The sequence below is a fragment of the Dyella ginsengisoli LA-4 genome (assembly GCF_000334915.1).
Taxonomy (GTDB): Bacteria; Pseudomonadota; Gammaproteobacteria; order Xanthomonadales; family Rhodanobacteraceae; genus Dyella_A; species Dyella_A ginsengisoli_A.
Map to the genome: position 1 here is coordinate 46147 of NZ_AMSF01000005.1, position 17305 is coordinate 63451.

At 69.4% G+C, this 17305-nt stretch carries 20 protein-coding genes; 5 read left to right on the forward strand and 15 right to left on the reverse strand.

What is annotated here, in order from left to right:
* Positions 1 to 19 precede the first annotated feature (19 nt).
* Together pstS and rnt are read right to left on the reverse strand one after the other, a co-directional pair.
* Positions 20 to 1042 carry a phosphate ABC transporter substrate-binding protein PstS gene (gene pstS, locus C693_RS0100985; protein WP_198506814.1) on the reverse strand — a complete coding sequence of 341 codons (1023 nt, stop codon included), beginning with the start codon at positions 1040 to 1042 and terminating at the stop codon, positions 20 to 22.
* A 121-nt stretch (positions 1043 to 1163) separates the two neighbouring features.
* On the reverse strand, positions 1164 to 1823 hold the full coding sequence (gene rnt, locus C693_RS0100990) for a ribonuclease T (RefSeq protein ID WP_017460377.1): 660 nt from the start codon (positions 1821 to 1823) through the stop codon (positions 1164 to 1166).
* 211 nt (positions 1824 to 2034) lie between these two features.
* Here rnt and C693_RS0100995 point away from each other — a divergent pair, with 211 nt between their 5' ends.
* Positions 2035 to 3303, forward strand: coding sequence for a porin (locus C693_RS0100995; RefSeq protein ID WP_017460378.1), 1269 nt, complete (start codon positions 2035 to 2037; stop codon positions 3301 to 3303).
* Between the two features lie 239 nt (positions 3304 to 3542).
* Here the strand turns inward: C693_RS0100995 and nth are convergent, their stop codons facing one another.
* The 4 genes from nth to C693_RS0101015 all read right to left on the reverse strand — a co-directional run bounded on the left by nth (position 3543) and on the right by C693_RS0101015 (position 7487).
* Positions 3543 to 4178: an endonuclease III gene (nth, locus tag C693_RS0101000; protein ID WP_017460379.1), complete on the reverse strand. Its 636-nt coding sequence runs from the start codon at positions 4176 to 4178 to the stop codon at positions 3543 to 3545.
* On the reverse strand, positions 4175 to 4786 hold the full coding sequence (locus tag C693_RS0101005) for an RnfABCDGE type electron transport complex subunit B (protein ID WP_017460380.1): 612 nt from the start codon (positions 4784 to 4786) through the stop codon (positions 4175 to 4177). Before C693_RS0101005 ends, nth begins: the two co-directional genes overlap by 4 nt.
* Before the next feature lie 10 nt (positions 4787 to 4796).
* Positions 4797 to 6896: a methionine--tRNA ligase gene (metG, locus tag C693_RS0101010; protein WP_017460381.1), complete on the reverse strand. Its 2100-nt coding sequence runs from the start codon at positions 6894 to 6896 to the stop codon at positions 4797 to 4799.
* A gap of 126 nt (positions 6897 to 7022) precedes the next feature.
* Positions 7023 to 7487: a DUF2147 domain-containing protein gene (locus C693_RS0101015; RefSeq protein ID WP_017460382.1), complete on the reverse strand. Its 465-nt coding sequence runs from the start codon at positions 7485 to 7487 to the stop codon at positions 7023 to 7025.
* Between the two features lie 170 nt (positions 7488 to 7657).
* Here C693_RS0101015 and apbC point away from each other — a divergent pair, with 170 nt between their 5' ends.
* The 4 genes from apbC to C693_RS0101035 all read left to right on the forward strand — a co-directional run bounded on the left by apbC (position 7658) and on the right by C693_RS0101035 (position 10558).
* On the forward strand, positions 7658 to 8752 hold the full coding sequence (apbC, locus tag C693_RS0101020; RefSeq protein ID WP_017460383.1) for an iron-sulfur cluster carrier protein ApbC: 1095 nt from the start codon (positions 7658 to 7660) through the stop codon (positions 8750 to 8752).
* Positions 8749 to 9297, forward strand: a complete 549-nt coding sequence (locus C693_RS0101025; protein ID WP_017460384.1) for an NADPH-dependent FMN reductase — start codon at positions 8749 to 8751, stop codon at positions 9295 to 9297. Before apbC ends, C693_RS0101025 begins: the two co-directional genes overlap by 4 nt.
* A gap of 104 nt (positions 9298 to 9401) precedes the next feature.
* Positions 9402 to 9968, forward strand: a complete 567-nt coding sequence (dcd, locus tag C693_RS0101030) for a dCTP deaminase (protein WP_017460385.1) — start codon at positions 9402 to 9404, stop codon at positions 9966 to 9968.
* 92 nt (positions 9969 to 10060) lie between these two features.
* Positions 10061 to 10558 (forward strand): hypothetical protein, encoded by a 498-nt coding sequence (locus C693_RS0101035; protein WP_017460386.1) that lies wholly within the window; start codon positions 10061 to 10063, stop codon positions 10556 to 10558.
* Between the two features lie 25 nt (positions 10559 to 10583).
* Here the strand turns inward: C693_RS0101035 and pcp are convergent, their stop codons facing one another.
* From pcp to C693_RS0101080, 9 genes are all read right to left on the reverse strand, one after another.
* Positions 10584 to 11237 carry a pyroglutamyl-peptidase I gene (gene pcp, locus C693_RS0101040; protein ID WP_017460387.1) on the reverse strand — a complete coding sequence of 218 codons (654 nt, stop codon included), beginning with the start codon at positions 11235 to 11237 and terminating at the stop codon, positions 10584 to 10586.
* A 20-nt stretch (positions 11238 to 11257) separates the two neighbouring features.
* The gene (locus tag C693_RS0101045) at positions 11258 to 12229 is read right to left on the reverse strand and encodes a 5-oxoproline transporter, DUF979 family subunit (RefSeq protein ID WP_017460388.1); all 972 of its coding nucleotides are present in this window, start codon (positions 12227 to 12229) and stop codon (positions 11258 to 11260) included.
* A gap of 3 nt (positions 12230 to 12232) precedes the next feature.
* Entirely contained in the window at positions 12233 to 12919 is a 687-nt protein-coding gene (locus C693_RS0101050) for a DUF969 domain-containing protein (protein ID WP_017460389.1), read from the reverse strand.
* A complete protein-coding gene (locus C693_RS0101055) occupies positions 12916 to 13680 on the reverse strand; it encodes a LamB/YcsF family protein (protein ID WP_017460390.1) in 765 nt (254 codons plus the stop codon). Before C693_RS0101055 ends, C693_RS0101050 begins: the two co-directional genes overlap by 4 nt.
* Positions 13677 to 14654 carry a biotin-dependent carboxyltransferase family protein gene (locus C693_RS0101060; RefSeq protein WP_017460391.1) on the reverse strand — a complete coding sequence of 326 codons (978 nt, stop codon included), beginning with the start codon at positions 14652 to 14654 and terminating at the stop codon, positions 13677 to 13679. Before C693_RS0101060 ends, C693_RS0101055 begins: the two co-directional genes overlap by 4 nt.
* Positions 14651 to 15355 carry a 5-oxoprolinase subunit PxpB gene (gene pxpB / locus C693_RS20785; RefSeq protein WP_043598285.1) on the reverse strand — a complete coding sequence of 235 codons (705 nt, stop codon included), beginning with the start codon at positions 15353 to 15355 and terminating at the stop codon, positions 14651 to 14653. The genes C693_RS0101060 and pxpB overlap by 4 nt, the downstream gene beginning before the upstream one ends.
* A 7-nt stretch (positions 15356 to 15362) precedes the next feature.
* Entirely contained in the window at positions 15363 to 15785 is a 423-nt protein-coding gene (locus tag C693_RS0101070; RefSeq protein WP_017460393.1) for an HIT domain-containing protein, read from the reverse strand.
* Positions 15782 to 16456, reverse strand: coding sequence for a dienelactone hydrolase family protein (locus C693_RS0101075; protein WP_017460394.1), 675 nt, complete (start codon positions 16454 to 16456; stop codon positions 15782 to 15784). The genes C693_RS0101070 and C693_RS0101075 overlap by 4 nt, the downstream gene beginning before the upstream one ends.
* Positions 16457 to 16533: 77 nt before the next feature.
* The gene (locus tag C693_RS0101080; protein ID WP_017460395.1) at positions 16534 to 17190 is read right to left on the reverse strand and encodes a dienelactone hydrolase family protein; all 657 of its coding nucleotides are present in this window, start codon (positions 17188 to 17190) and stop codon (positions 16534 to 16536) included.
* Positions 17191 to 17305 lie beyond the last annotated feature (115 nt).

Sequence of the window (17305 nt, forward strand, 5' to 3'; positions counted from 1 at the left end):
CCTCTCCGGACAGACCATCTTACTTCTGGAAGTCCGAGGCCCAGTAGGCTTCGATCTGCTTGACCAGCGAGGCCGGCAGCGGCACGTAGTCGAGCGAGGCGGCCTGCGGCTGACCGTTCTCGTAGGACCACTTGAAGAAGTCGAACGCCACCTTGGTGTGCTCGGCATTCTTCGGCTGCTTGTACATGATCGCCCAGGTGGTGGCGGTGATCGGCCACGCGGTCTGGCCCGGGGCGTTGGTCATGATCAGGTTGAAGTCCTTGGCGTGCGCCCAGTCCGCAGTCGCGGCGGCGGCGGCGAAGGTGTCGGCGCTCGGCTTGACCACTTCACCGGCGGCGTTCTTCATGTCCACCCAGCTGATCTTGTTCTTGACCGCGTAGGCGTACTCGACGTAGCCGATCGAGCCCTTGATCTGGCGCACGTACTGCGACACGCCCTCGTTGCCCTTGCCGCCCACGCCGGTCGGCCAGTCGACGGAGGTGCCGAACTTGACCTGCGCGGCCCAGGCCGGGCTGACCTTGCTCAGGAAGTTGGTGAAGTTGTAGGTGGTGCCCGAGCCGTCCGAGCGGTGCACGACGGTGATCTTGCCGGCCGGCAGGTTCACGCCGGCATTGAGGGCGGCAATCTTCGGGTCGTTCCAGTTGGTGATCTTGCCCATGAAGATATCGGCCAGCGTCGGGCCGTCGAGCTTGATCTGGTCGGCCTGGATGCCGTTGATGTTGACCACCGGCACGATACCGCCGACGACCAGCGGGAACTGGCCCAGACCGAACTTCTTCAGGTCCTCGCCGCTCAGCGGAGCGTCGGACGCGCCGAAGTCGATGGTGCCGGCCTTGATCTGCGCGATGCCCGCGCCCGAGCCGACCGACTGGTAGTTGAGCTGGTTGCCGGTCTTCTCGGCATAGGCGGCCGACCACTTGGTCAGGACCGGGTAGACGAAGCTGGAACCGGCACCGGTGATGTCGGTGGCCTGAGCGGCGGCAACGCTGAACAGCGAAGCGGCGGCGATCAGGGCGATACGGGATTTGGTCGAGGTCAACACGGTAGCTCCTTGAGGAGGAAAGACACGGGAGGTAAGCCCGTCCTTTCCCCATTACAGGGGGGACGTGTTGCAATGAAATGAGATCAATGTTGCACGCGTGTGACAGCCTGTCATCGAGGCGTCACAGCACCCCTTCGCCGATGTGCTCGCGCTCGAAGGTTTCCAGCCGGCGCCAGCGGTTGATGATGCCGCAGAACAGCTCGGCGGTGCGCTCGGCGTCGTAGACCGCCGAATGCGCCTCGCGGCTGTCGAAGCCGTGTCCTGCGGCCAGTACGGCCTTGCTCAGCACGGTCTGGCCGAAGGCGAGCCCGCTCAGGGTGGCCGTATCGAAGCAGCTGAACGGGTGGAACGGGTTGCGCTTGTGTCCGACCCGGCGCACCGCGGCATTCAGGAAGCCCAGGTCGAAGGCCGCGTTGTGGCCGACCAGCACGGCGCGCTGGCAATGCTGGTGGCGCATGGCCTGGCGCACCTCATTGAAAATGTGGTCCAGCGCCAGGCGCTCGGCGAGGGCGCCGCGCAGCGGATTGTCCGGATCGATGCCGGTGACCTCCAGCGCCCGCGGGTCGAGGTTGGCGCCCGGAAAGGGCTCGACGTGGGCCGAAACCGCCGGCAGGGGGTGCAGGTAGCCGTCCGCGTCCATGGTCAGGTTGACCGCGGCGATTTCCAGCAGGGCATCGCGTTCGGCGTCGAAGCCGCCCGTTTCCACGTCCACGATCACCGGCAGGAAGCCGCGGAAACGGTCGGCCATGCGTCTGGCCAGGCTCTTGTTGAGGTCGTCCATCCAGCAAGCATATCAGCCGGGGCACGACATCCCGGTGACCGCAGGCACCATACGGAAAGATGACGGGTGGGGAGTCGTGACTTCGTTTTGTCACATTCCGTCAACATGACTGCAAAGGGATGCCCGCAAACTTTTAACGTCCTGCTTCGCCGACCACAGAATTCCCAGGGGCGCGGTCGAGGTGGCGTTATCCATCCAGCGGAGATTTCCCATGCGTTCCAAGTTGCTCGTGGTAGCCATCGCTGCCGGCCTCGGCTTCACCAGCCTTGTCTCGGCCGCGCCGGCCCAGAAGACCAAGACCTCCAGGGCCGAGCAGACGTCGGCCGCCACCAACGCCGAAATCGAGGCCCTGAAGGCCCAGCTCGCCGCCATGCAGTCCAAGCTCGACGACCTCGAGCAGCGCGCTGACGCCCAGTCGCAGATCAACGTCAGCACCGGCCAGGCGATCGAGAAGGTGCAGGCCACCGGCTCCAACGACAAGTCGCTGGCCAAGCTCGAGAAGCTGGTGAACAACACCAGCATCGGCGGCAAGATGTATTTCGACTTCTCCAACATCAACCAGAAGAACAGCGACACCGGCAAGACCGCTGCCAGCGGCACCGGCGTCGACGTGAAGCGCTTCTACCTGTCGGTCACCCACAAGTTCGACGACGTCTGGTCGGCCAACCTGACCACCGACTTCAACTACGCCAGCGCCATCGGCCAGACCAGCCTGTTCGTGAAGAAGGCCTACGTGGAAGGCAGCTTCGACCCGGCGTTCAAGCTGCGTATCGGTTCGGCCGACATGCCCTGGATCCCGTTCGTCGAGAACTACTACGGCTTCCGCTACGTCGAGAACACCCTGACCGACCGCCTGCACTACGCCAACTCGGCCGACTGGGGCCTGCACGCGATGGGTGACTTCGGCGGCAAGACGGTCAACTACGCGGTGTCCGTGGTCAACGGCAACGGCTACAAGAACCCGGGTCGCTCGAAGGGCGTGGACGTCGAGGCCCGCCTCGGTTTCGTCCCGTTCGAGCACGCGGTCATCGCTGTCGGCGGCTACGACGGCCACCGCGGCAAGGAAGTCCAGGGCGGCGGTTCGACCAACACCGCCTCGCGCGCCGACCTGCTGCTGGCCTACGCCGACAAGAACTACCGCTTCGGCGCCGAGTACTTCACGGCCAAGAACTGGAACAACGTGACCACCATCTCCACCGACAAGGCCGACGGCTACTCGGTGTGGGGCAGCGTGGCGGTGGCCGACGGCGTCTCGCTGTTCGCCCGCTACGACAGCGCCAAGCTGAGCAAGACGCTCGACCCGAAGGCGAAGGACACCTACTACAACGCCGGCGTGCAGTTCGACATCACCAAGGGCTTCCAGCTGGCCGCGGTGTACAAGCACGAGAAGGGCGACAAGTCGGTCAACACCCCGGTTCCGCCGCACGTGCAAAACGTGAAGACGGACGAAGTGGGCATCTTCGGCCAGGTGGCGTTCTAAAAACTGTCATGCGACACCGGCATGATGCCGGTGTCGCATCCCGGTTATCGGAAGGGAGTTCGACCCAGGGACGGAAAAACGGCGGGCGACAGCCCGCCGTTTGCTTTTGTGCGCCGAGCCAGCGCCGCATGTCTTGTAGGAGCCCGCTCGCGGGCGATGCCCCTGGCTCTGCATGTCGAATCAAAGCGAAAGGCATCGCCCGCGAGCGGGCTCCTACGGGGTTTTCCGGGCGGAGCGGATCAGGCCGGCGTCTTGTCCTTGAACCGGCACAGGTCGCGGATCACGCAGTCCGGGCAATCCGGCTTGCGCGCCTTGCACACGTAGCGGCCGTGCAGGATCAGCCAGTGGTGGGCATCGAGCTTGAACTCGGCCGGCACCACCTTTTCCAGCTTGTCCTCGACCGCCCGCACGTCCTTGCCGGGTGCCAGCCCCGTACGGTTGGAAACGCGGAAGATATGGGTGTCCACCGCGATGGTCGGCTCGCCGAAGGCGGTGTTGAGCACCACATTGGCGGTCTTGCGGCCGACCCCGGGCAATGCCTCGAGCGCTGCGCGGTCACGCGGCACCTCGCCGCCGTGCTGTTCGATGAGGATCCGGCACAGGGCGACGACGTTCTTCGCCTTGGCGTTGAACAGGCCGATGGTGGAGATGAAGGTCTTCAGCTTGTCCTCGCCCAGCGCGAGGATCGCCTCGGGCGTGTTGGCGACCGGGTACAGCCGGCGCGTGGCCTTGTTCACGCCGACGTCGGTGGCCTGGGCCGACAGCACCACGGCGACCAGCAGTTCGAATGGCGTGGTGTAGTCCAGTTCGGTGGTGGGCCTGGGATTCAGCTCACGCAGGCGGGTGAACAGCTCGACGACATCGGCACGCTTCACGTGGGGTTTCCCTGCTTCTTGGCCTTGGCGCGGGCGAGCGCGGCCAGCACCGGGTTGGCCGGCGAGGCGGCCGCGTCCACCGCGGCCTTGCGTGCGGCCAGGTCGGCCGCGTGCGCCTGCCGTTCGCGCTCGAGCCGCGCCTCGCGGCGCCGGAAGTGCGCGCGGGCGGCGTCGGCGCGGACCGGGTCGTCCGCCCAGGCCGGCGGCATCGGTTCGAGCACGATGCAGTCGACCGGGCAGGCCGGCACGCATAGCTCGCAGCCGGTGCAGTCATCGACCAGCACGGTGTGCATCAGCTTGGCTGCGCCGACGATGGCATCGACCGGGCAGGCCTGGATGCACTTGGTGCAGCCGATGCAGTCGGCCTCGACGATGCGTGCCAGCGTCCGCGGCTTTTCCACGCCGTGGGCCGGGTCCAGCGGCAGCACCGGCTGCCCAAGCAGGGCGGCCAGCCGGGCAATGCCGGCCGCACCGCCGGGCGGGCAGCGGTTGATCGGCGCCTCACCGTTGGCGATCGCCTCGGCGTAGGGGCGACAACCGTGGAAGCCGCACTGCTCGCACTGGGTCTGCGGCAGGATCGCGTCGATGCGCTCGGCCAGCGTCTCCACGGCAATACGGTCAGCGGACGGTGGCGCCCGGCTTGGCGCCCTGGTCGGCGTCGAGCAGGAACAGGTCGCTGCCGCCCTCACCGGCGGACAGGATCATCCCCTCGGACAGGCCGAAGCGCATCTTGCGTGGCGCCAGGTTGGCGATGAACACCACGTTGCGGCCGACCAGCTTCGCAGGTTCCTCGTAGGCGGCGCGGATGCCGGAGAAGATCTGCCGGGTGCCCAGCGGGCCGGCATCCAGTTCGAAGCGCAGCAGCTTGTCCGAGCCCTCGACGAACTCGCACACGATGACCTTGCCCACGCGCAGGTCGAGCTTGGCGAAATCGTCGATGCCGATGGTCGGGGCGGTGGCCGGAGCGTCGGCGGCGGGCGTGGCGGTGTTGTCGGTCATGGTCTTCTTTTCGGTCTTGCTGGGGGCGGGAGCGGTCGCCACGGGGGCGGCCAGGGATTCCTTCGAGGCTTCGACCATGGCCTCGATCTGCTTGGGATCGAGGCGGCCGAGCAGGGGCTCGAACGGCGCGATGATGTGGTTGTGCAGCGGCGCGCGGGCACTGTCGAAGTCGAGGATCGGCGCGGCGAGGAACTGCTCGGCCGCCATCACGGTAGCCGGCACGATCGGCTTGAGCAGGCCGCCGAGCAGGCGGAATGCGGCGATCGCGAACGAGCACACCTGGTGCAGCTCGAGCCGGCGCGACTCGTCCTTGGCCAGCGTCCACGGCGCGGTAGCGGCGATGTGGCCGTTGACCAGGTCGGCCATGGTCACGAAGCGCCGGGTGACCTCGGCGAACAGCCCGCGGTCGTAGAGCTCGGCGATGCCGTCGTAGTGCTCGAGCAGACGGTTCCAGAGCTCCGCCTCGGTACTGCCGAAGCGTTCGGCGAGCTGCCCGTCGAAGAACTTGTGCACGAAGCCCGCGGTGCGGCTGGCGATGTTCACCCACTTGCCGACCAGGTGCGAGTTGACGCGCTCCTCGAAGGCCTTGAGGTCGAGGTCCACGTCCACCGGGGCGTCGTCGAGCATGGTGGCGAAGTAGTAGCGCAGGCACTCCGGATTCAGGCCGGCGTCGAGGTAGGTGCGGGCCTGGATGAAGGTGCCGCGCGACTTGGACATCTTCGCGCCGTTGACGGTGAGGTAGCCGTTGACGTGCAGCGCGGTCGGCACGCGGAAGCCGGCGCCGTGCAGCATCGCCGGCCAGAACAGGCCGTGGAAATTGATGATGTCCTTGCCGATGAAGTGGTGCATCTCGGCGGCGCTGTCCGGTCCCAGATAGGCGTCGAAATCGATGCCGGTGCGTTCACACAGCGCCTTGAAGCTGGCCAGGTAGCCGACCGGCGCGTCCAGCCAGACGTAGAAGAACTTGCCCGGTGCGTCGGGGATCGGGAAGCCGAAATACGGCGCATCGCGCGAGATGTCCCAGTCTTTCAGACCGCCGTCCAGCCACTCGCGCAGCTTGGCGGCCACGCCGCTGTTGGCCACCGGCTGGCCGCCGGAATATTTGCCGGCGAACCAGTCGCGCAGCAGTCCCTCGAACCTGGAAAGCTCGAAGAAGTAGTGCTCGGACGCGCGCAGCACCGGTGTGGCGCCGGACATGACCGAGTACGGATTGATCAGGTCGGTCGGCGCGTAGGTGGCGCCGCAGTTCTCGCAGTTGTCGCCGTACTGGTCCGGCGTCTTGCACACCGGGCAGGTGCCCTTGATGTAGCGGTCCGGCAGGAACATCTGCTTGTCCGGATCGAACAACTGCTGGATGTCGCGCCGCGCGATGGCACCGCCGTCGCGCAGACGCGTGTAGATCAGCGTCGCCAGCGCGCGGTTCTCATCCGAATGGGTGGTGTGGTAGTGGTCGAAGTCCACGCCGAACGCGGCGAAATCCGCCTCGTGGCCGGCGCGGATGCCGGCGATGTAGTCCTCCGGCGCCAGCCCGGCCTTCTCCGCGGCGAGCATGATCGGCGTGCCGTGGGCGTCGTCGGCACAGACGTAGATGGCCTCGTTGCCGGCCATGCGCTGCGCCCGCACCCAGATGTCGGCCTGGATGTAGCCCAGCAGGTGGCCCATGTGCAGCGGGCCATTGGCGTAGGGCAGGGCGTTGGTGACGAGGAGGCGTCGGCTCATGGTGGCTTGCTTGGCTTAAGTGACCGCACATTATGGCATGGCCGTCCAAACCCTCCGACCGGCATATGCCGCAAACAAAAGGCCCGCCGGGTGGCGGGCCTTCGGGTTCCGCGGGAGCGGAGAATGTCAGTTCTGCCGTTCCCACACCTGCGAGCGGCCGATCAGGGCGAAGCCGATATAGCCGTGCACGTCGAGCTTCTGGCCACCGTCGAGCATCTTCAGGCGCACCTTGTAGACCTTGCCGGTCTTCGGGTCGAGGATCTTGCCGCCGTCCCACACGTCGTCGTCCTTGCTCACGCCCCACATGATGTTCATGCCCTCGATCGGCTGGTTGTGCCGCTCGCCGTCGCACTTCTTGCAGATCGGCTCGGCGCCGTCGCGGGCGATGTCCTCGGGGCTGCGGTTGAGCAGCTTGACGATGCGCGCCTGCAGCTCGCCGTTGTGGTCGGTGATCTCGACGATCGACTTGGCCATATGGGTCTCGTCGTCGATGGTCTTCCAGGTGCCGACCGGGGTGTCGCTGGCGGCGAAGGCGGAGCCGGCGATCAGCAGCAGGCCGGCGGCGAGGGTGAGGCGGGACAGCAGGGTCATGGGTTTCCTCCCGTACGAAAGCGTATGGCGATGAGACTGGCGAGGGCCGGGGGGAGCGTCAAGCTGCAATGCGCAAGAGCCACTCGGGGCCGTCGGGCCATGATCCAGCGCAGCCGGTGACGCCGGCATGACTGGCATAATCACGCTCTTTCCCCGCAAGACAGTCCCCCATGACGCAGGCAAACGAAGCCCTGGTGCGCGAACTGCTCGCCGCGCTCACCGACCCCCACACAGGCGCGCCGCTGGCCGAGTCCGTGCGCGCCATCGGCGTGGATGGCGACCGCGTGTCGGTCGACGTCCAGCTTGGCTATCCCGCGGCCTCGGTGACGGCGGATCTTGCCGCGCAGGTGCGCCGGGCACTGGAAGCCCATCCGGCGATCGCCGCGGCGGTGGTGTCGGTCGGCAGCCGCGTGCAGGTGCACAAGGTGCAGGGCCAGCTGGCGCCGCTGCCGAACGTGAAGAACATCATCGTGGTCGCCTCCGGCAAGGGCGGCGTGGGCAAGTCCACCGTGTCGGCGAACCTGGCGCTGGCGCTGGCCGCCGAAGGCGCGAAGGTCGGCATCCTCGATGCCGACATCTACGGCCCCAGCCAGCCGCGCATGCTCGGCCTGTCCGGCAAGCCCGAGTCGCCCGACGGCAAGACCATCATCCCGCTCCAGGCGCACGGCCTGCAGGCGATGTCGATCGGCTTCCTGGTCGACGAGGAGACGCCGATGATCTGGCGTGGCCCGATGGTCACCCAGGCGATGATGCAGCTGCTCGGCGACTCGCGCTGGGAACAGCTCGATTACCTCGTCGTCGACCTGCCCCCCGGTACCGGCGACATCCAGCTCACGCTGGCGCAGAAGGTGCCGGTAGCCGGTGCGGTGATCGTCACCACGCCGCAGGACATCGCCCTGCTGGACGCGCGCAAGGCGCTGAAGATGTTCGAGAAGGTGGAGGTGCCGGTGCTCGGCGTGGTGGAGAACATGGCCACCCATGTCTGCTCCAACTGCGGGCACGAGGAACACATCTTCGGCGAGGGTGGCGGCCAGCGCATGGCTGACCAGTACGGCGTGGCCTACCTGGGCTCGTTGCCGCTGGACATCCGTATCCGCGAGCAGGCCGACGGCGGCACGCCGACCGTGGTGGCGATGCCGGAGTCCGACCTGGCGGCGCGCTATCGCGAGATCGCCCGCAACGCCGCGGGCCGCCTGTCGCGCCAGCCGCGCAACAAGTCGCTGGGCCTGGGCAAGGTGGTGGTGCAGGGCGCGCCGTCGGCATGACGGCCGCCGCACGCCGTCGCGTGCTGTGCCTGGCCGGCAGCTTGCGGGCGGTGTCGGCGAACCGGAGCGTGCTGGAGGCCGCGCGTGAACTGGCGCCGGCCTCGCTGGAGCTGGTTCTCTACGACGGTCTCGCCGCGCTGCCGTGGTTCAATCCGGACGACGAGCGGGATCCCCTGCCGCCCGCCGTGGCGCGGTTGCGAGCTGCCGTCGCCGACAGCGACGCGCTGCTGATCGCCTGTCCGGAATATGCGCACGGCGTCCCCGGCGCCTTCAAGAATCTGCTGGACTGGCTGGTCGGCTGCCCGCGGTTTCCGGGCAAGCCGGTGGCCCTGCTCAACGCCTCGGCGCGCGGATCCCACCATGCGCAGGACGCGCTTCGCGAGATCCTGCGAACCATGTCGGCCGAGCTGCTGGATCCGGTGTCCGGCACCGTGCCCCTGCCGGGGGCGGGCTGCGACCGGGCATCGGTGCTCGCCCAGCCGGAACCGCGCGGCGAGCTGGAGACCCTGCTGAAGCGGCTTGCGCGGGCGCTCGAGAGCGTCTGATCGGCCCGATGCTGGCCTGTCGGGCCGGTTCGCGTGGTATTTTTCTGGGTCTTTGCGGCAGCCGGATGCTTTGGTTGCCCACTACACCGACGACCGGAGCGCGCGTGAGCATCAAACCCGACAAGTGGATCCGCCGGATGGCCGAGCAGCACGGCATGATCGAGCCGTTCGAGCCCGGCCAGGTGAAGATGCGCGATGGCGAGAAGCTGGTGTCCTACGGCACCTCCAGCTATGGCTACGACGTGCGCTGCGCGCGCGAGTTCAAGATCTTCACCAACATCAACTCCACCATCGTCGACCCGAAGGCGTTCGATCCGACCAGCTTCGTGGACGTCGAGGCGGACGTATGCATCATCCCGCCGAACTCGTTCGCGCTGGCGCGCACGGTGGAGTACTTCCGCATCCCGCGAGACGTGCTGGTGGTGTGCCTGGGCAAGAGCACCTATGCCCGCTGCGGCATCATCGTCAACGTCACGCCGCTGGAGCCGGAGTGGGAAGGCCACGTGACGCTGGAGTTCTCCAACACCACGCCGCTGCCGGCCAAGATCTACGCCAACGAAGGCGTCGCGCAGATGCTGTTCTTCGAATCCGACGAGTCGTGCGAGACCAGCTACCGCGACCGCGGCGGCAAGTACCAGGGCCAGCAGGGCGTGACCCTGCCGCGCACCTGAACCTTCGCTGGCGACGCCGACCGCCGCGCGTCCCGCGTCCGGGGGCGGCGCTACACTTCCCCGTTGTGATGAATGCCTTGCAGGAGATCCGCATGACCCGTCTTTCTTCCCTCGCCGGCCGGCTGGCGATGGCTGTCCTTGTCGGCGGCACCGTTCTGCTGGCGGGCTGCCACCGCGGCGCGACCAAGGAGCAGGTGGCCGCGCTCGAGTCCAAGGGCCAGTTCGACACCGTGATCAAGGCGTACAAGGGCGGCCAGTTCCTGATCGACGGTGCGGTGTTGTCGGCACTCGATACGGGTAGCCACTTCGCCTACCTGAAGGAGGTCGGCAAGCTGCCCAAGACCGTGCTGCTGGTGCCCAGCGACGACTACTCGATCCGCAAGGAGCACCTGCAGTACCTGGCGCGGATGCAGCTGGACTACGGTTTCGTCGCCTACTACGACAAGAAGGGCACCCTGGTACAGATCAATCCCGAGGAAACCAAGACCCGCAGGCTCGAGGACTACCACGGTCCGGCCAAGATGGACGACCAGATGAAGGGCAAGGATGCGGCGGGCTCCAGCATGGAAGACCGCTCGCAGGGTTACTGAGGCGGTTCCTCGCGGGCGCGACGGCTCAGCTGATCGCGCCCGCCGTCAGCCGCGCGTCCGTCCGGACGCGCGCCGCGGTGCGCAGGGCGACCAGCAGGCCCCGGCGTACGTCCTCCAGCGACATGCTCGGTGCATGCGCATGTGTCACGGCCTGGTCCGGCAGGAAGGGAATGTGCACGAAGCCCGTGCGCACACCACGCTGGCGCGCCGTGTAATGCGCCATGGCATAGGCGATGTGGTTGCAGACGTAAGTGCCGGCCGTGTTGGAGATCTCCGCCGGCAGCCCCTCTTCGCGCAACGCGGCGAGCATCGCCTTGATCGGCAGGGTGCTGAAGTAGGCGGCCGGCCCGCCGGCGACCACCGGCTCGTCCACCGGCTGCGCGCCGGCGTTGTCGGGGATGCGCGCGTCGTTGACGTTGATCGCCACCCGCTCGAGCGACAGCCGGCTGCGGCCGCCGGCCTGGCCCACGCCCAGCACGATCGCCGGACGCTCCTCGCGCAGCGAGCGCCGCAGCGCCTTCAGCGAGGCGGCGAACTCGGTCGGCAGCTGCCGCGCGACGATGCGGTGGCCGGCGACCCTCCGACCGTGCAGCGCGCTGACCGCTTCCCACGAGGGGTTCACCGTCTCGCCGCCGAACGGGTCGAAGCCGGTGAGCAGGATGCGCGGGGTTCGGGTCATGGTCGTTTGCCCTCGATGGTTCAGTGGCGGAATACCAGCAGCGCCATCAGCGCCAGGTTCACCGCCAGCAGCACCAGCGCGGTGACCACCTGCGCACGGATCACGCCGTACGGCGAGCGCAGTTCCAGCAGCGCGGCCGGGACCAGGTTGAAGTTTGCCGCCATCGGCGTGAGCAGGGTGCCGCAGTAGCCGCACAGCATGCCCAGGGCGCCCAGCGTGGCGGGGTTCGCGCCGTAGCGTTGCACCAGCAGCGGCAGGCCGATGCCGGCGGTCATCACCGGGAAGGCGGCGAACGCGTTGCCCATGATCACGGTGAACACCACCATGCCCAGCCCGTAGGCCAGCAGGCAGGCCATGGCGCTGCCGGCCGGGAGCGCGTCGGTGGTGAGCTGGGCGATCGCGTCGCCCACGCCGCTGCGGGTGAACACCTGGCCCAGCGCGGCCAGCAGCACCGGCAGCAGCACGGCCCAGCCCATGGTGTCGAGCAGGCGGCGGCCTTCCAGCAGCCCCAGCGACGGCGCCTCGCGGGTCACCGCAGCCGCCGCGAACAGGGCCAGCACGCAGGCCAGCGCCAGTCCGGTCAGGGTCATCTGCACGGGGTCGAACAGCTGCCAGCCGTGCCACTGCAGCTTCGCCCCGCCCAGCGCTACGCCGACGGTCACCAGCGGGATCAGCAGCGCCGGCAGGAACAGCCGGTGGCCGAGCCGGCCGGCGGAGGCCGTGCGCTGGGCCGGGGTGGTGGCCTCCGGCGGGCGACGATGGCCGAGCTTCGGCGCGATCAATGCCACCACGATCACCGCCGCGCCGGCCAGCCGGGCCGGCAGCGGATGACCGGCGTGCGCGGCCTCCAGCACGGCGCCTCCGGTGCCGAACAGCGCGGCCAGGATCAGCCAGAACGCTCCGCGCCAGGCCTCGCGCTCGCGCAGGTTGCGCCACCCGGCGTAGGCCATGAACAGCGCCAGCAGCAGGTGCACGTATTCGACGCGGAGCATTGCTCAGCTCGCCTGGCGGGTCGCGACGCGGCGACGCAGGTGACGCTGGAACAGCGCGATCCGCACGCCGTGGACGACGAACGCGGCGATCGCCGTCGGCAGGGCCCACAGCGCGATCGACAGTGGTGTCAGTTCGATCCCGTGCTGGCTGTAGAAGCCCTGGATCAGCAGCACCGCGCCCAGCGCGATGAACACGTCCTCGCCGAAGAACAGGCCGACGTTGTCGGTCGCGGCGCACAGTGCCCGCAGGCGGTCGCGCTCGTCCTCCGGCAGCGCCGGATCGATGCGCTCGGCGGCCGCCTCGGCCATCGGCGCCAGCAGCGGGCGCACCGTCTGGGCCGGTCCGGCCACGCTCTGCAGGCCGATCATCGACAGCACCTGGCGCCCCAGCAGGTAGCCGACCAGCAGCCGCGCGAGCGTCATCCCGCGCAGGCGGTCCATCCACGCCCGCGCGTGCTCGCGCAGGCCGGCGCGCTCCAGCAGGCCGATCGCCGGCAGGGTCATCACGATGATCAGCAGGATGCGGCTTGAGGCGAAGCTGGTGCCGAGTACGGCCAGCAGGTCGGGCACGCTCATGCCCGAGAGCAGGCCGCTGGCGACCGCCGCAGTCACCACTACCAGCACCGGGTTGAAGCGCAGTACGAAGCCCAGGGCGATCACCGCCACGCCCAGCAGCGGCCACCAGTTCACGCGACCCCCGGGGCAACGATGCGCAGGCCGGCCTGTTCCAACGCGGCGCGCAGGGCGCGTGCGAAGGCCACCGCGTGGGCGCCGTCGCCGTGCAGGCAGAGCGTGTCGGCCTCCAGCTGCACGGCCGTGCCGTCGACCGCGGTGACCACGCCGTCGACGGCCATGCGCAGCGCCTGAGCGGTGGCTTCGGCGTCGTCGGTGATCACCGCATCGGCCTCGCGGCGCGGCTGCAGCGAACCGTCGGCGCGGTAGCGACGGTCGGCGAAGGCCTCGGAGACCACCGCCAGCCCCGCCGCGCGCCCGGCATCGAGCAGGGCGGAGCCGGCCAGCCCGAACAGCCGCAACGACGGATCGAACGCGCGCACCGCATCGGCGATGGCGTCGGCCAGGACACGGTCGCGGGCGGCCATGTTGTAGAGCGCGCCGTGCGGTTTCACGTGGGCGACGGCCGAGCCGGCGGCGCGGGCGAAGCCGTCGAGCGCACCGAGCTGGTACAGCGTCATCGCGTGCACCTCGGCCGGCGTCACCGCCATCTCGCGGCGGCCGAAGCCCTGCAGGTCGGGCAGCGAGACGTGGGCGCCGATCGCCACGCCCCGCGCGGTCGCCTCGGCTACCGTGCGCTGCATGATCGTGGGATCGCCGGCGTGGAAGCCGCAGGCGACGTTGGCCGAGCTGACCAGGGCGAGCAGGGCGCTGTCCTCGCCCATCCGCCAGGCGCCGAAGGATTCGCCGAGGTCGCAGTTGAGATCGATGCGTTTCATCGTTCCGATTCTCCCCGGTCGAGTACCCGCTGCACCAGCCGGTGCAGCTCGCGCCCGCGCCGGTACTGGCGCTCCAGCGCCTCGTCCAGCGAGGTCGGGGCGAACTGCACGCGGTCGCCCGGCCGGCGTTGTGCCAGCGTGGGAAGGTCCGCGGCCGCGACCTGGCCGATGCGCGGGTAGCCGCCGGTGACCGGTGCCTCGGCCAGCAGGGCGATCGGCTGGCCCGACGGCGGCAGCTGCACGGTGCCCGGCAGCACGGCTTCGGACACCAGCTCCAGCGGCGCGGTCAGCGCCAGCGCCTCGCCCTCCAGCCGCGCGCCGGTGCGGTTGCTTGAACTGGCGAGGCGGAACGGCTGTCGATGCAGCCGCTCGCGGGATGCCGCATCGAGCCGGTCGGCATGGCTGCCCGGCAGCAGCGCCAGCGGACCCATCGCGAAGTCGAACCAGGGCTGCGGATCGACGCCCCAGCGCCGGATCCGCGGGCGATCGATCGCGTCGATTCCGCGGGTCGGGTCCAGCGGCAGCGCGTCGCCGGCGGCCAGCGCGCGCCCGCCGAACGGTCCGAGCCGGGCATGCAGGTCCTCGCTGCGGCTGCCGAGCACGGCCGGCACGGCGAAGCCGCCGCGTACCGCGAGGTAACTGCGGCAGCCCTGGCGCATGCCGCGCAGGCGCAGCACGCTCCCGGCCGGCAGGTCGACCGCGGTCCACGGCGGCAGCGGTTCATCGCCTGCGCGGGCGTCGATCGGCGCGCCGGTCAGGGCGATCCGCGCCGCGCGCTCGAAACGCAGGGTCGGCCCCTGCAGGGTGATCTCCAGCGCGGCCTCGCCGCCGGTGTTGCCGACCAGCGCGTTGGCCAGCTGCCACGCCGGACGGTCCGCCGCCCCGGCACGCCCGATACCGAGCGCCGCGTGGCCGGGGCGGCCGGCGTCCTGCAGCGTGGTCAGCAGGCCGGGGCGCAGCACCTGCACGCTCATCGCCAAGCCTCCGTCCGCAGCGCATCGAAGCGCGCGGCGTCGATCGGCGCGAAGCGCACGCGGTCGCCCGGGCGCAGCGCGGTCGGTTCGTCCGCGGCCGGGTCGAACAACCGCAGCGGCGTGCGTCCGATCAGCTGCCAGCCGCCGGGCAGGGTGTCGGGATAGATGCCGGTCTGTGCGCCGCCGATCGCCACGCTGCCGGCCGGCACGCGGGTGCGCGGATCGGCCCGGCGCGGCACCGCCAGCACCGGATCCAGGCCGAGCAGATAGGGAAAACCCGGCGCGAAGCCGAGCATCGCCACGCGGTAGTGGCCGGCCGCGTGACGGGCGACGACTTCGTCGGCCCCCAGCCCGGTCAGCCGGGCGACCTCGTCGAGATCGGGGCCGGCGTCGCCGCCATAGCAGACCGGCACCGTAACCTCGCGCGGCACCGGCGACGCCGCGTCCGGCGAGGCCAGTGCGGCCATCGCGGCCTCGCGCACGGCTTGATGCGGCGCGGGTCCGTCCGGTGTTCGCCAGGCCTCGGCGTCGAAACGCAGCAGCACGCTGGCGTAGGCGGGTACGCATTCCACGCCGGGCAGGGCGCGTGCGAGCACCGCGGTCGCGGCCAGCACGCGGTCACTGGTGTCCGGGGCGATGCCCTCGCCGACGTGCAGCAGCAGCGCGTCCTCGGCCAGGGGTTCGCAGCGGATCGGCGCCATCGACGGCTCAGCCCGCCGCGGCGGCGAGCCGGTCGTGCAGCGCGGCGACCAGGCGCTCGCGGACGGGCGCGGCATACGGTTCGGCGACGCCGCTGCCCCACACCGGACCGGGCCAGGCGGCGTCGCCCTCGCGACGGGCGACCACGTGCACATGCAGCTGGCGCACGATGTTGCCCAGCGCGCCGAGGTTGAGCTTGTCGCAGGGCGCCACCGCGCGCAGCGCGTCGCTGACCAGGCCGATCTCGCGCCACAGGCGCTCCCGCTCGATCTCGTCCAGCTCGTGGATCTCGCTCATCGCCGCCCGCCGCGGCACCAGCAGCAGCCAGGCGAAGCGGGCGTCGTTCATCAGCCGCACGCTGCACAACGGCAGCTCGATCACCGGCACCGAGTCGCCGGCCAGGCGGGGATCCAGCGTGAACTCCGTGCTCATGCCGCACCGCCCAGTGCATGGGCGAAGAAATCCAGCGTGCGCTGCCAGGCCAGCGCCGCGCTGGCGTTGTCGTAGGCGTTCGGATCCACGTCGCGGTTGAAGGCGTGTCCGGCCGGGTAGGTGTAGACCGGCATCTGCGGCAGCTTTTCGCGGTGTTGCTGCACCGTCTCCGGCGGGATCGAGGGGTCGCGTTCGCCGAAGTGGAAGATCACCGGCGCCTTCGGCGTGTCGTCCAGATACGCCGGGTTGCGCGCGCCGTAATAGCTCACCGCCGGCAGGCCCAGCCGCTGCGCCGAGCGCAGCGCGACCGTGCCGCCCCAGCAGAAGCCGACCACGCCGATGCGGCCGGCCGAGGCGATCGCCTCGGCCGCGCTGGCCACGTCGTCCACCGCCAGCTCGATGCCAACCTCGGACACCAGCGTGCGGCCGCGGGTGAAGCCGGCTTCGTCGTAGTCCAGTTCCACGCCGCTCTCGACGTGGTCGAAGAAGCACGGCGCGACCGCGGTGTAGCCGGCCGCGGCGAAGCGGTCGGTGACGGCACGCATGTGCGCGTTCACGCCGAAGATCTCCTGCACCACCACGATGCCGCCGCGGGGCTTTCCCGTCGGCTGGGCGAGGTAGGCGCCGATGCAATGCAGGCGGGTCGTATTGAGGCTGATCGACTGACCCATCTTGCGGTCCCCCGGTGTGGCTCGGAAACGGGAAGTCTAGTCCGCTTCGCGCTGCGGAGCCGATCGTGGGATCCTGATCAGCCGACGTGCTCGGCGAGGAACGCCAGCGTGCGCTGCCAGGCCATGGCGGCACTGGCGGCGTCGTAAGCGCCACGCTGGTCGCAGTTGAAGCCGTGGTCCGCCTCGTATTCGTACACCGCGGCGTCCGGATTGGCGGCAGCTACCGCGGCACGGTCGGCCGCGGTGATGTGGGTGTCCTTCAGCCCGTAGTGGAAGATCAGCGGAGCCCTGGCCGGCCTGTCGACCAGCTGGGCGTTGCTGCCGCCGTAGTAGCTCGCGCCGGGCAGGCCCAGCTCGATGGCGGCGGCATAGGCGACCGAACCACCCCAGCAGAAGCCGATGGTGCCGACCTTGCCGGCGCCGGCCACGCGCCTGGCAGCGGCGGCCACGTCCTGCACGGCACGTTCGAGGCTGACCCGGGCCTTCAGAGCCACGCCCTCGCGCATGCCGTCGGCGTCGTAGCCCAGCTCCACGCCGGGCTTTGCCGAGTCGAACAGCGCTGGCGCGATCGCCAGATAGCCGGCGGCGGCGATCCGGTCCGTGACTTCGCGGATGTGCGCGTTCACGCCGAAAATTTCCTGGATCACCACGACGCCACCGCGTGGCGTGCCGGCCGGTTCGGCGAGGTAGGCGCCGATCGGTGTGGCGCTCGGCAGTTCGATCATCCGACCCATGGGGTCTCCTTCGATGGCGGGGGGAAGCGGCAGAAGGTTAATACCTGTCGCGTCAGGCATGCGTGCAGGATACGTTTTCGGAGGCGCGGGACGGCCGTCGCGTTACAATGGCAGG

Bases quoted from the DNA above. Each gene is read 5' to 3' on its own strand.
- metG (WP_017460381.1), bottom strand. From the start codon at position 6,896: ATGAGCCGACGCCTCCTCGTCACCAACGCCCTGCCCTACGCCAATGGC.
- apbC (WP_017460383.1), top strand. From the start codon at position 7,658: ATGACGCAGGCAAACGAAGCCCTGGTGCGCGAACTGCTCGCCGCGCTC.
- C693_RS0101070 (WP_017460393.1), bottom strand. From the start codon at position 15,785: ATGAGCACGGAGTTCACGCTGGATCCCCGCCTGGCCGGCGACTCGGTG.
- rnt (WP_017460377.1), bottom strand. From the start codon at position 1,823: ATGGACGACCTCAACAAGAGCCTGGCCAGACGCATGGCCGACCGTTTC.
- C693_RS0101045 (WP_017460388.1), bottom strand. From the start codon at position 12,229: ATGCTCCGCGTCGAATACGTGCACCTGCTGCTGGCGCTGTTCATGGCC.
- pxpB (WP_043598285.1), bottom strand. From the start codon at position 15,355: ATGGCGCCGATCCGCTGCGAACCCCTGGCCGAGGACGCGCTGCTGCTG.
- C693_RS0101075 (WP_017460394.1), bottom strand. From the start codon at position 16,456: ATGGGTCAGTCGATCAGCCTCAATACGACCCGCCTGCATTGCATCGGC.
- C693_RS0101025 (WP_017460384.1), top strand. From the start codon at position 8,749: ATGACGGCCGCCGCACGCCGTCGCGTGCTGTGCCTGGCCGGCAGCTTG.
- C693_RS0101055 (WP_017460390.1), bottom strand. From the start codon at position 13,680: ATGAAACGCATCGATCTCAACTGCGACCTCGGCGAATCCTTCGGCGCC.
- C693_RS0101080 (WP_017460395.1), bottom strand. From the start codon at position 17,190: ATGGGTCGGATGATCGAACTGCCGAGCGCCACACCGATCGGCGCCTAC.
- C693_RS0101035 (WP_017460386.1), top strand. From the start codon at position 10,061: ATGACCCGTCTTTCTTCCCTCGCCGGCCGGCTGGCGATGGCTGTCCTT.
- C693_RS0101060 (WP_017460391.1), bottom strand. From the start codon at position 14,654: ATGAGCGTGCAGGTGCTGCGCCCCGGCCTGCTGACCACGCTGCAGGAC.
- pcp (WP_017460387.1), bottom strand. From the start codon at position 11,237: ATGACCCGAACCCCGCGCATCCTGCTCACCGGCTTCGACCCGTTCGGC.
- C693_RS0101015 (WP_017460382.1), bottom strand. From the start codon at position 7,487: ATGACCCTGCTGTCCCGCCTCACCCTCGCCGCCGGCCTGCTGCTGATC.
- C693_RS0100995 (WP_017460378.1), top strand. From the start codon at position 2,035: ATGCGTTCCAAGTTGCTCGTGGTAGCCATCGCTGCCGGCCTCGGCTTC.